The sequence below is a fragment of the Campylobacter sp. BCW_6461 genome, assembly GCF_001762735.1.
In the GTDB taxonomy this organism is placed as follows: domain Bacteria; phylum Campylobacterota; class Campylobacteria; order Campylobacterales; family Campylobacteraceae; genus Campylobacter_D; species Campylobacter_D jejuni.
Map to the genome: position 1 here is coordinate 108,329 of NZ_MJXJ01000023.1, position 12,163 is coordinate 120,491.

Genomic DNA, 12,163 nt, shown 5'->3' on the forward strand with positions numbered 1-12,163 from the left:
GTTTAGTTCTTATCTTTATCTACTAATTTTTTAGCACTGATCCAAGGCATCATAGCACGCAAATTGCGTCCTGTTTTTTCTATCAAAGAATCATTCATATTTTTGCGTTCTGCATGCATTCTAGCAAAACCTGCACGGCGTTCTAAGATAAAATCTTTTGCAAAAACACCATTTTGTATATCTTTTAAAACACCTTTCATCGCTTTTTTAGTCTCTTCAGTGATAATCTTTGGCCCTGTGATGTAATCGCCGTATTCTGCAGTATTTGAAATAGAATAACGCATATCTGCAATACCACCTTGATAAATCAAATCCACAATGAGTTTCATTTCATGCAAACACTCAAAATAAGCCATTTCAGGTTCATAACCTGCTTCAACCAAAGTTTCAAAACCTGCTTGAATCAAAGCACTAAGTCCACCACAAAGCACAGCTTGCTCACCAAAAAGATCTGTTTCTGTTTCGGCTTTAAAGGTTGTTTCTATAATACCTGTACGTCCACCCCCGATCGCACTTGCATAACTTAAGGCTAAATTTTTAGCATTTTTGCTTTCATCTTGATGGATAGCTATTAAACAAGGAGTGCCACCACCTAGAGTAAATTCATTTCTTACTGTATGACCTGGTGCTTTAGGTGCTATCATGATAACATCTACACCTTTTGGAACAACAATTTGACCATAATGGATATTAAAACCGTGTGCAAAAGCTATAGCCTTGCCTTCACTTAAATTTGGTTTTATTTCGACATTAAAAATATCTGCTTGAATTTCATCAGGAGCTAAAATCATAATCACATCCGCTATCTTAGAAGCCTCACTCACACTCATTACTTCAAAACCAGCATTTTTTGCTTTAACAGCACTTACACTACCTTCACGAAGTCCGATAGTTACATTTACGCCATTATCTCTTAAATTCATCGCATGAGCGTGCCCTTGAGAGCCAAAGCCTATAATTGCTACTTTTTTTGATTTGATTAAATTTAAATCACAATCTTTATCATAATATACTGTAATAGCCATATTCACTCCTTAAAAATTCAAAAATTAAAGGTATTATTATAGCAATTAAAGTATAAATTTCATATTTTTTTTATAAACTTTATGTAAGAATTTTACAAAAAATCATAAAGTATCAAAAGTGAAAGAATTTTTAAACAGTCTTAGTTATGGCATTAACTCTCATGAAGTAAGTAATGAATTTAAACAAATTTTAAGAGAGCTTTTAGCCAATCATATCATTAAAGAACACAAAAACAAATACTATCTTAACAATGGTTTTGCCTTTGGGGTGCTTGATATTTCGAGCAAAGGTACAGGTTTTTTACAATGCTTTGATGAAAGTTTTAAAAAAGATCTTTTGATAGAAAACAAAAACCTAAAAGGTGCAAACTATAAAGATATAGTTGCAGTAAAACTTCTACCTTTAAAGAAAAAACGCCCCAGTGCAAAGGTGATTTTGGTTCTAAAAAGAGCCAATGAAACCTCTTTAGTGATCACCAAAAGGTATGGCGAAGCCGTACTTGGAATGAATATCAAAACAGGATTAAGCACCGCCTTAAAAGCTTCTCAAAAATCCTTAAAATTGCTACCTTTAGGAACAGTTTTAAAAATAGAAAATGAAAATAACAATATCATAGAAGTTTTAGGGCATATTGATGATGAAAGTATAGATGAAAAAATCTCTTTAGCCCTTTTCAATAAAAACAACGAATTTAGCGACGCTTGTATCAAAGAAGCCCTAGCAAACGGCGATAGTGTTGATGCGAGTATGTATGAAAATCGCATGGATTTAAGAGCCTTGCCTTTTTGCACTATAGATCCTATACATGCAAAAGATTTTGATGATGCGATTTATTTTGACACTCAAAAACGAGAAATTTATGTAGCTATTGCTGATGTTAGCGAATATGTTTATGCTTATAGTGCTATAGATAAAGAAGCAAGAAATCGTGGATTTTCTATTTATTTTCCGCACATTGCTATACCTATGTTACCGCATCCTTTAAGTGAAAATATCTGTTCTTTAAAACCTCATTTAGATCGCTTAGCGTATTGTTTTAAAATCACACTCGATCATGAAAATAAAGTCATCAAAGAAGAACTTTTTGAAGGTATTATCAACTCAAAACGCCGTTTTAATTATGATGAAGTTGATGAAATTTTGGTACAAAAACCTGATTTAAAAGAACTTTCATGGCTTTATGAGCTTTTTGAAATCACAAAAAATTTACGCAAAATGCGTCTTAAAAATGCCTTTGAATTTCGCACCGAAGAATTAAGAATGAATTTAGATGAAAATTTAAGTCTAAAAAGCACAGTTTTTGAAAAAGACACGCCTTCGCATAATTTGATCGAAGATTGTATGCTTTTAGCCAATAAAGCCGCAGCAAAACTCATAGATATAGGCGTTTTTAGAAATCACTTAAGTGCTGATACAAGAAAAATCGATAAGCTTTTAAATGAATTACGCGAACTCGGAATCGATGTAAATTTTAAACCCAATCTTCCTGAGCTCATACGCGACATACAAGCTTTAGCTGATGAATTAAATTTAAGAGCAGAAGTAGATAAACTCATCATCAAAGCACAAAAAAAAGCGGAATACTCTAGCGTAAATGCGGGGCATTTTGGCTTAGGTTTTGATAAATACTCACATTTTACAAGCCCTATAAGAAGGTATTCTGATCTTATTTTACACAGACTTTTAAAAGCCAAACAAAAAAACGATGAAAAACTTTTTAATTATCTACTTTTAAACATAGAAAGCACTTGCGAGAATCTTAGCACACTTGAAAGAGAGGCGGATAAGGTTGCTTTTGATTTTATGGATAGAAAATTTGCTAGATGGGCAGCTAAAAATATAGGCAAAAAATTTAAAGCTTTAGTTGTGCAAAATGATGGACTTTGCATAGCTAAACTAGATGATGAAATCAAAGGAGCAGATATAATCCTTTATGATACGCGTGTAAATTTGCTAGAAAGTGTTGAGGTGCAAATCATAGAAGCGGATATAGTTATGGCAAAAATTTATGCTAAAATCACCCAAAGACTTATAAAGGAAGAAAATGTATAGAAAAGAGCTTCAAATCTTACTTTCTAAAGATTCAATACCTAATTTTTTCTTTCTTTATGGAGCAGATAATTTTCAAAGCGAACTTTATGCTGAATTTATAAAAGAAAAATATAAGCCCGATGAAACTTTAAAACTTTTTTTTGAAGAATACAACTTCACTCGTGCGAGTGATTTTTTAAGCGCAGGATCGCTTTTTAGCGAAAAAAAATTACTAGAAATCAAAACTTCTAAAAAAATTCCAACAAAAGATCTTAAAATTTTAGTCGAACTTTGCAAAAACAATACGAACAATTTCTTTCTTTTAGAGCTTTATGATGAAAATTCTAAACAAAGCGATATAGAAAAAATTTTCTCTCCTCATTTTGTAAGATTTTTCAAAGCTAACGGAGCTAAAGAAGGCGTGGAACTTTTAAGCATAAAAGCAAAACAACTAGGGGTTGAAATCACTCAAAATGCTTTATTTACTCTTTTTGCAAGTTTTGATGAAAACTTATATCTTGCTGCGAGTGAGCTTAATAAATTTAGTGGTTTAAGAGTAGATGAAAAAACCATAGAACAATACTGCTATAGTTTGAATACAGGAAGTTTTGAAAGCTTTTTTGAGAAAATTTTAAAAAAACAAGACTTTAAAAGCGAACTTGAAAAAATTTTAGATAATTTTAATGAAATTGCTTTAATCAACTCTTTGTATAATTCTTTTTATCGTTTGTTTAAAATCGCACTTTATGCTAAAGTCAATGGTAAAATTGACTTTAAAGATCTTTTAGGCTATACTCCACCTCCTCAAGTGGGACAAAATTTAAGCTCTCAAGCCTTTAATTTAAAAATCGAACAATATAAAGAAATTTTCACTCTTTTGCTTAAAAGCGAATACGAGCTTAAAACCAATTCTAAGCTCGTAAAAAAAGAATTTTTGATTTCAAATTTGCTTAAACTTGCAAGGATTTTGAAAAGCTAGATTTATATACTTGGTAAAAATAAATATTACTTATCTTTCATCTTGAAAACTTACAAATTCATCAAAACTACTAAGGAATTTATCATTTATATTAAAGTTCTTGTTTATAAAAAACGGTAAAGATTGAAGAGTTAATTTTTTATCATCCTTGGTGGTTATTATTTTTCCTTTTAAAGTCTCTAAGAATTCTTCCTTCCAAGCATCTTTTGCTATTGCTAAATGCTCTCCTTTTGTTTCTATAAAACATTGTATGCTTAAAAAATTATCATCATCTTTATTTTTCTTACCAAAGAAAATAAAATCAGGTTCAAATCCCATAGCATAAGTTACTTCATCTTTTCTATTATCGTAAATTTTAAATTCTTCAAAGCCTTCATTTCTTATAACAAACCATTTAGAAAACACTTTATTGATTTCATCTTTTTTCACTTCTATAAAATTTAAAAATTCTTTTTCTAAATTACTATCAAAACAAAAAGTTTTGTGATAAAGCCACTCAAAATTCATTTCCTTAAAATTCTCTTTATTTTTAAATACTACCTTATTCCCTATATTAAATTCATGAGTTATAAACTCACTTACTTCGTATTCTTGTTTTATGTTTTGCTTGAGCGATTTAAAATTTTCTAAAATATATTTGGCTATTTCAAGATTATTTATTTGATTAAATTCTTGTCGTTTTGAAAAACAAACAACTGTATTTTTTAAACAATTTTCTATAAAATCTTTTTTGCTTTTAAAAGTAAAATTTTCATTGATTTTGTTAAAATCAAGTCCTAATATATTCATAGCTTTTAAAAAATATATATTATCTATATGATTAAGAGCAGATGGTTTTTGAAGATCATATTCTTCTTTGATTTCTTCAAATTTCTCCTCACTTTCTTTTATAGAATTTGAAAAATAAGGAATTTGCAAACCTTTTATTTTTTGTTCCATCTCAATTCTTGTAATGTAAAAATTTTTCAAATCACGCTTTTTGATTCTTTTATTATTAGCGTAATAAATTTTGTTATTTTTAATAATCTCTTTTATTTTTTCATTGACTATTAAATCTATGCGTGTTTTTTCCTCCTCAAATAATAATCCTTCTTTATTCATGCTTTCATTGAGTTGCTTGATAAACTCAACATCATTTCTAGTATGATAAGTTAATTTCTCTAAAGCATTTAACTCATTTTCAAGATCACTATCATACTTTCTTTTAAATCTAAACTCATCATCAAAATCAAACAAATCGCTTTTGAAAGAATAATATCTAGCACCTCTTCCTATAAGTTGTGCTTCCTTTGTGGTTATTGTTTTACTTGCCTTTTTATTTCCAAGCCTAACTATATCAAAAAGATTTAAAACATCCCAACCTTCATTAAGTTTATCAACGCAAAAAATAACTCTTATTTGATTATCTTTTTCTTCTAAGCTATTAAGTAAAATTTGATTTTTTTCTAGCTCTTTATCATCATTTGTGTTTAACATATAAAGCGTTTTAAAATTATTTTTCAAAAAATTTACAATAGTTTTTGCATAAGTATTTTGATATTCTTTTTTAAAAAACTCTAAACTTTTATTTAAAAGATCACTTTCTTTGTTTATATTTTTATAAAAATCTTCTATATGCAAGCTTTCTAAATTATCTATAAAATCTATAAATTTTTCTTGATTTTGCATAGATTCTTTTATAGATTCACTCTTAAGTAAAACAACAGGCTTTAATATGATATTATATTTTTGAGCCAACAACTCTCTATAAAGACTACAAAGCACGGCTCCTAAAAATCTATGTTCTAAACTATCATTGTCATACTTAACTAAAAATATACGTTTAGAATATCCCTCTTTGCAAAATTCTCTTAAGGTGTATTCATAAATAATTTTATCTTGATATTTCTCCAAAACATTAAATTCTTGCGGAATAGTAGCACTAAATTCAAATAATAAATTTTCATTATTGCTTTCATAAGCTCTTTTTATAATAGCTTCCCAACCTTCTTTAAGCTCGTTTTCGTTTTTGCTTTTAGTATCACTATTTAAATGATGAGCTTCATCAGCTAAAAATACAAGCTTTTCATCTTTTAAATCTTCAAAGCTTAAAGAATTTTCTCTTTCATTTTTAAAAAGAGAAAATAAAGCTTGTATAGTTGTAAAATATATATTAATGCATTCATTTTTGCTTTCAAAAAGATTATTTATAATATTAATTTCTATATTTTTAGAGTCTATATTTATATTTTCTTTAAAAAGATATTTGCTAGAATATTTATTTGCAAAATTTGCTTTAGTTTTTTCTAAAATCGAAGTAGAATTTACAAAAAATATAAAATTTCTATATCCTTTGTTATAACAATCTAGTATTAATGCAGCCATTATAAGAGTTTTTCCACTTCCTGTTGCCATATTAAACATTAAATGTCTTTGTTTTATGCTATCAGAATTTGCATAATAATACTTTAGAGCTTTTTCTTGATAAATTCTTAATTCTTTTGATAAATTCTCTTTTACGTAAAAAGGAATTTCTATTTGCTCTATACCTCTTTTTCCAAATTCTTCTTGTAAAAGCTCGTGTAGTTTTTTATTAAACATTTTCATCACCATAAAATATTTTATTAAGTTTTATTATTTCTTTAGACAAGGCATAATCTTCATCTTTTATATCACCATATAAAAGATAATCCATATTAGAGTCTAAAACAAGTTTTAAAATTTCTTTTTTGCTTTCTAAGTCTAAATTTTCAAATTCTTTATCTTTTAAAATTTCATTTATATCTACTCTATAATCTAAAAAAGCTTTGGTTTTTAACTCTTGATAAATATTATCTAGTTCTTTTTCATCATTTAAATTTTGTATTTTTTCTTTATAAATTGCATTAAGTGGCATAAGCTCAGCATAAACAAAATTTCCACCACCTTGCCAATTTATTGCTTTGCTGATACCACCTTGCTCACCTTCTATGACTTTTTTGAGTCTTTCTTTTGTGATAGTTTCTATATAATCCATTTGTTCTATGCCTATCCATTTGCGTTTCATTTTATGAGCAACGGCTAGAGTAGTGCCACTTCCCGCAAAAAAATCCATTACTATGTCGTTTTCATTTGTAGAAATTTCTATAATTCTTTGAAGTAAAGCTTCGGGTTTTTTTGCATTGCTAAATTGAGTATCCCCTTCTTTTGTTAAATTTGTCATTGCGAAAGCAAAATCCCATAAAGTTCCAGCTAATTCTTTTTTAAAAATTTGCTTATCTTTAATTTCTACAACATCTTTTAGCCATGCGAATAAATTTAATTTTTCTCCATTATAAAATTGCTCGTATACAACACCTTTATTTCTTCCACTTTTTGGGGTATATTCTATAGATATAAGATAAGGACTTAAATTTAATTCTTTTAATTTTTCAAGAACTCTCACTCTAATTGAACTTTGTGGCATCGTGGTTCTAAAAATTTTATTTACATAATGATAAAAAATTTCTTTCTCATTCATTTTAAAATCTTTTATCATTTGTCCTATGGATTTTATATCATAATTAATTCTTTCAAAAATTTTAATTTCATTGCCATCACCATCAAGTGTTGTAGCTATTAACTTTTTTTCACCGCCATTGAGTAGAGCCGAAGTATATTTCCAACTAATATTATTTTCTTTACAAAAACTTATATGAGAATACAATTCTCTAGAATCATATACAGATTTAAATTGTTCTAATTTTTCATAACTTTTACCATAAATTAAAATATACTCTATATTTTTCTTAAATCTTTTATCTTCTCCTCCTCCACTTGCTCCTGCAATATTTTTTAATTTAACAGCTATACTATTTACAAAATTATCTCTTCCAAAAATCTCATCCATAAGTACTTTTAAATATGCTTGTTCATTATCATCACATTGCACAAAAATCACACCATCATCTCTTAAAAATTCCTTAGCAATTTCAAGGCGATTTTTCATAAAAGTAAGCCAAGTAGAGTGTTTAAATTTGTCATTATAACCAAAACTATCATTACCCGTATTATAAGGTGGATCAATGTAGATTAATTTTATTTTATTTGCATAAAGCTTTTTTAAAGAATGTAACACTAGTAAATTATTGCCTTTTATGAGCAAATTTGGATTATTTTTTAAATATTCTTGTAAATTTTTTATTTCACCTATTAGTTCAAAATTCTGCAAAGCTTTTTTATCAAATAACACATCTATTTCATCATGAGCTAGTATTTCATTGAAAAATATCTCTTGTGTTTTTTGCTCATCTTTACTTTGTCCGCCTTTTATAATGCCATCTTTAAAAGCAAAATTTAATACTACTTCGTTATTTGTTTTTAAAAGAGATTTTGTTTTATTTGCAAGTCCTATTTTGTTAGCATAGCTTGTAAAGCTACCACTTAAATTTTTAAGATCTAAAAATGTTAAAAATTCATTTATTTTAAAAATCAAAACTTTTTTATTAAAAATAAAAAATCTATTTTTAAATTCTTCTTTATATTTACTTTCTTCTAAAAGATAATTAAACAATCTTTCATCATAATTTTGTGCTAAATTTCTAACTTGTCCTAAAGTTTCAAAATGTTCTTCTAAATCTTGCAATAATTTATCTTTTAGCATATTTTAATCCTTGTAAAATTAAAAATTTTATTTTATTATAATACTAGAAATTATATAAAATCAAACAAAAAACAATGTTTCTAAATTTATTATCTCACTCCATCACAAGTCGCATAAGGTGCAAGTCCTCACCTTGTGTGATTTTGTATTCTATACTTTGACATTTAGGACACTTAAAAACATTTTCTTCTAAAATGCTTGTTTGATCGCATTTTAAGCATAAAATTTCAAGTGGGGCAAGTTCTATAAAAAGTTTAGCATTTTTACAAATATTTGAGTTTTCTTTAAAAGTTTCAAAACAACGCTTAAAAAGATCCACTTCTATACCGCTTAAACGCCCGATTTTTACATAAATTTCTTGCACATTGTAAGCCTTATTGTTTAAGGCATTTTCTTCACAAAGTTCGATTAAAGATTCTACTATACTTAATTCGTGCATTAGCAAATTCTTGGTAAAAGTTCGCCTTTAGGGCTTTCTAAAAAGCGTTTTGCTCCATAAGCGTTTTGTAAGATCACGCGTGCTTTTTTCTCTTCTAAAACTTCTCCTATAATACTCGCATTTACATTGTATTTTTTTAGAATTTCCAAGGCTTTTAACCCATCTTCTTTTTCCACACAAAGTATAAAAGTGCCTTCATTTGCAAGCTCATAGGCTTCATAACCAAAAAGCTCGCAAAGTCCTAAAACCTCATCTTGAACGATGATTTTTTCTTCAAAGATCAAAAGATCATTTCCACTTTGCTTTGCCCACTCATTTAAAACCGCACTAAGTCCCCCACGAGTAGCATCTCTCATTGCTACAACCTTTATATCTTTTTCTAAAAGCTCTAAAACCTCTTTATCTAAAGCCTTACAATCACTTTTAACATTAGCTTCTAACTCATTTCTTTTGATTAAAACACTAGCTCCATGCCTTCCTATATCACCTGAAAGAAGTATGCTAAGCCCTGCTTTGATATTTTTACTTTCTTTTTTAGAAATAATTTCACCTAAGGCTGTAGTGTTGATATAAATTTCATCTGCTTTACCCTTAGGAACAACTTTAGTATCGCCACAAACTAACATAACTCCACATTTTTCACATTCTTCTTTAATGCTTTTTAAAATACGTTCTAATTTTTCTAGCTCAAAACCTTCTTCTAAGATAAGCCCTAAGCTTAGATATTTTGGCTTAGCACCCACCATCAAAACATCATTAATAGAACCACAAACACAAAGTTTACCTATATTAACCTCTTCATCTAAAAAAATCGGACTTAAAACAAAAGAATCCGTGCTTAAAGCCAAATTTCCCAAAATCGCTGCATCATTATTTGCGTTTAAAATTTCATTATCAAAGATCTTAAAAAGCTTAGTTAAAAGCTCATTCATCTCTTCTCCACCGCCTCCGTGGGCTAAGGAAATATTTTTCATGCATTCACCTTTGAGTATTTATAATACGCCGCACAAGCACCCTCGCCAGAAACCATACAACTTCCTATAGGACTTCTTGGCGTACAAGCCTTGCCAAAAACTTTACAATCATAAGGCTTGGCCAAACCTCTTAAAATTTGCCCACAAATACAGGCTTTGCTTTCATTTTTACTTTGCACCGTACAATCAAATTTTTTACTCGCATCGTAAGCGCTAAATTCTTCTTTTAACTCCAAGCCTCCATTTTTAATAAGTCCTAAGCCACGAAATTCAAAATCACACACCCTAAAGTATTTTTTTACTAAATTTTGTGCTTTAACATTGCCTTCTTTGCTTACGGCTCTTTTGTATTGATTATACACTTTAAAAGTGCCTTCATTGCTTTGTTTTATGATATTTAACACACTTTCTAAAATATCAACTGGCTCAAAACCACTCACCGCTATAGGGGTTTTAAACTTTGCTGCTAAAGGCTCATAAATACCATAACCTGTTATCACACTCACATGAGAAGGGCCTAAAAAAGCATTGATTTTTACATTTTCATCATTCATGATCGCTTCCACAGGTGCTGGAACCGTGATATGATTGATATGAAAAAAGACATTATTTATTTTTTCTTCTATAACCTTTTGAAGAAGTAAAGCACTCATAGGCGTAGTGGTTTCAAAACCTATAGCAAAAAAGATGATATTTTTGTTTAAATTTTGCTTAGCGATTTCCAAAACTTCAAGCGGAGAATAAAGTGCTCTAACATCAGCCCCTTTAGCTCTTAAATCCAGTAAAGAAATTTCACTTCCAGGCACCCTTAAAAGATCCCCTAAGGTACAAAAAATCGTATCTTTCATGGAGGCTAGCTTAATAGCTGTATCAATGCGAACTCTTGGCATAACACAAACAGGACATCCTGGCCCATGGATAAAGTTAATTTCCTTTGGCAAAATAGAAGGCAGGGCATATTTCATAATACTATGCGTATGCCCACCGCAAATTTCCATGATATTGATAGGATTTTTAAGTTCTTGTTCTATAAGTTTTTTTAAAGCTAAAATGCTTTCTTTATCTCTAAATTCATCGATGAAATTCATTTAAACCCAAATCTCCCTCATCACTTTTTATCTCTCCACTATTCATTTTTTCTACTATTTCTTGATAGGTTTTAATGCTTTCTAGTGCAGCTTCTTTGTCGATTTTTTCCATAGCAACGCCTACATGGATTAAGACATAATCGCCCTGTTTTAAAGGCTCATCAATCAAATCCAAATTAACTTTTCTTTTCACACCTAAAGTTTGTACTAAAGCATTGTTTAATTCATCGATTTCTAAAATTTCAGAAGGTATAGACAAACACATTAAAAAAGCTCCTTTTTAAGTTTAAGCACCTTATACCAAAGCTCCATATTAGTGCCATTTTTTGCATCAAGAGTGATAATATCTGCTCTAGGATTTAATTCTTTAATCAAGCTAGTCGCCTCTTTAATATCGAAATCAAAATGATGGGCCAAATCTGCCTTTGTGATTAAAACTATATCAGCCTTTTTAAACATCACAGGGTATTTTTGCGGTTTATCACTTCCTTCAGTTATCGAAAGCAAAACCACATTTAAATGCTCTCCTAAATCATAACTTGCAGGACAAACCAAATTTCCAACATTTTCTATAAAAAGCAAATCCACATCATCAATGGCTAAATGATGCAAAGCCTCATGCACCATAAAAGCGTCCAAATGACAGCTTTGTCCTGTAGTGATTTGATACGCCAAAGCTCCGGCATTTTTTACCCTTAGAGCGTCATTATTGGTTTCTAAATCCCCTTCAATCACAGCAATTTTAAGTTCATTTTTCAAAGCCTTAATCGTGCTTTCTAAAAGCGTGGTTTTTCCACTACCTGGAGAACTCATTAAATTGATACAAAGCGTGTTAGCTTCATTAAAATGCGCTCTATTATGCTTAGCTTCTTCATCATTTTTGCTTAAAATTTTAGAAATCACTTCTATGGTTTTACCCTCTTTTAAGCTTGGATTTTCATGATGGTGATCGTGATGATGACCATGCGTATGGCTTGAATTTATAGAGCAGCCGCAATCTTTACACATTTTCTTTCCTTCTATATT

The 12,163-nt window shown here is 29.3% G+C and carries 10 protein-coding genes; 2 read left to right on the forward strand and 8 right to left on the reverse strand.

The genetic code is table 11. From position 1 onward, the window contains the following. Nucleotides 1–2: 2 nt before the first annotated feature. A complete protein-coding gene (gene ilvC / locus AJ882_RS05615; protein WP_002852218.1) occupies nucleotides 3–1,025 on the reverse strand; it encodes a ketol-acid reductoisomerase in 1,023 nt (340 codons plus the stop codon). A gap of 118 nt (nucleotides 1,026–1,143) precedes the next feature. Between ilvC and AJ882_RS05620 the strand changes: the two genes are divergently transcribed. Next, nucleotides 1,144–3,078 carry an RNB domain-containing ribonuclease gene (locus AJ882_RS05620; RefSeq protein WP_002867720.1) on the forward strand — a complete coding sequence of 645 codons (1,935 nt, stop codon included), beginning with the start codon at nucleotides 1,144–1,146 and terminating at the stop codon, nucleotides 3,076–3,078. Further along, nucleotides 3,071–4,036: a DNA polymerase III subunit delta gene (gene holA, locus AJ882_RS05625; protein ID WP_002859981.1), complete on the forward strand. Its 966-nt coding sequence runs from the start codon at nucleotides 3,071–3,073 to the stop codon at nucleotides 4,034–4,036. The genes AJ882_RS05620 and holA overlap by 8 nt, the downstream gene beginning before the upstream one ends. A gap of 30 nt (nucleotides 4,037–4,066) precedes the next feature. On the opposite strand, the gene AJ882_RS05630 is transcribed toward holA, so the two are convergent. From AJ882_RS05630 to hypB, 7 genes are all read right to left on the reverse strand, one after another. Beyond that, on the reverse strand, nucleotides 4,067–6,616 hold the full coding sequence (locus AJ882_RS05630) for a DEAD/DEAH box helicase family protein (RefSeq protein ID WP_002867719.1): 2,550 nt from the start codon (nucleotides 6,614–6,616) through the stop codon (nucleotides 4,067–4,069). Then, entirely contained in the window at nucleotides 6,609–8,636 is a 2,028-nt protein-coding gene (locus tag AJ882_RS05635; RefSeq protein WP_002859979.1) for a site-specific DNA-methyltransferase, read from the reverse strand. Before AJ882_RS05635 ends, AJ882_RS05630 begins: the two co-directional genes overlap by 8 nt. 94 nt (nucleotides 8,637–8,730) lie before the next feature. Next, nucleotides 8,731–9,075, reverse strand: a complete 345-nt coding sequence (gene hypA, locus AJ882_RS05640) for a hydrogenase maturation nickel metallochaperone HypA (protein ID WP_002799863.1) — start codon at nucleotides 9,073–9,075, stop codon at nucleotides 8,731–8,733. After that, nucleotides 9,075–10,049 carry a hydrogenase expression/formation protein HypE gene (hypE, locus tag AJ882_RS05645; protein WP_002820822.1) on the reverse strand — a complete coding sequence of 325 codons (975 nt, stop codon included), beginning with the start codon at nucleotides 10,047–10,049 and terminating at the stop codon, nucleotides 9,075–9,077. The genes hypA and hypE overlap by 1 nt, the downstream gene beginning before the upstream one ends. Beyond that, entirely contained in the window at nucleotides 10,046–11,137 is a 1,092-nt protein-coding gene (gene hypD / locus AJ882_RS05650) for a hydrogenase formation protein HypD (protein WP_002867718.1), read from the reverse strand. The genes hypE and hypD overlap by 4 nt, the downstream gene beginning before the upstream one ends. Then, a complete protein-coding gene (locus AJ882_RS05655; protein WP_002776342.1) occupies nucleotides 11,121–11,402 on the reverse strand; it encodes a HypC/HybG/HupF family hydrogenase formation chaperone in 282 nt (93 codons plus the stop codon). The genes hypD and AJ882_RS05655 overlap by 17 nt, the downstream gene beginning before the upstream one ends. Then, nucleotides 11,402–12,145, reverse strand: coding sequence for a hydrogenase nickel incorporation protein HypB (gene hypB, locus AJ882_RS05660; RefSeq protein ID WP_002867717.1), 744 nt, complete (start codon nucleotides 12,143–12,145; stop codon nucleotides 11,402–11,404). The genes AJ882_RS05655 and hypB overlap by 1 nt, the downstream gene beginning before the upstream one ends. Nucleotides 12,146–12,163 lie beyond the last annotated feature (18 nt).

What these genes read in the sequence shown, in the direction of transcription:
- ilvC (WP_002852218.1), bottom strand. Translation starts at nt 1,025, where the DNA reads ATGGCTATTACAGTATATTATGATAAAGATTGTGATTTAAATTTAATC.
- holA (WP_002859981.1), top strand. Translation starts at nt 3,071, where the DNA reads ATGTATAGAAAAGAGCTTCAAATCTTACTTTCTAAAGATTCAATACCT.
- AJ882_RS05630 (WP_002867719.1), bottom strand. Translation starts at nt 6,616, where the DNA reads ATGTTTAATAAAAAACTACACGAGCTTTTACAAGAAGAATTTGGAAAA.
- AJ882_RS05635 (WP_002859979.1), bottom strand. Translation starts at nt 8,636, where the DNA reads ATGCTAAAAGATAAATTATTGCAAGATTTAGAAGAACATTTTGAAACT.
- hypA (WP_002799863.1), bottom strand. Translation starts at nt 9,075, where the DNA reads ATGCACGAATTAAGTATAGTAGAATCTTTAATCGAACTTTGTGAAGAA.
- hypE (WP_002820822.1), bottom strand. Translation starts at nt 10,049, where the DNA reads ATGAAAAATATTTCCTTAGCCCACGGAGGCGGTGGAGAAGAGATGAAT.
- hypD (WP_002867718.1), bottom strand. Translation starts at nt 11,137, where the DNA reads ATGAATTTCATCGATGAATTTAGAGATAAAGAAAGCATTTTAGCTTTA.
- AJ882_RS05655 (WP_002776342.1), bottom strand. Translation starts at nt 11,402, where the DNA reads ATGTGTTTGTCTATACCTTCTGAAATTTTAGAAATCGATGAATTAAAC.
- hypB (WP_002867717.1), bottom strand. Translation starts at nt 12,145, where the DNA reads ATGTGTAAAGATTGCGGCTGCTCTATAAATTCAAGCCATACGCATGGT.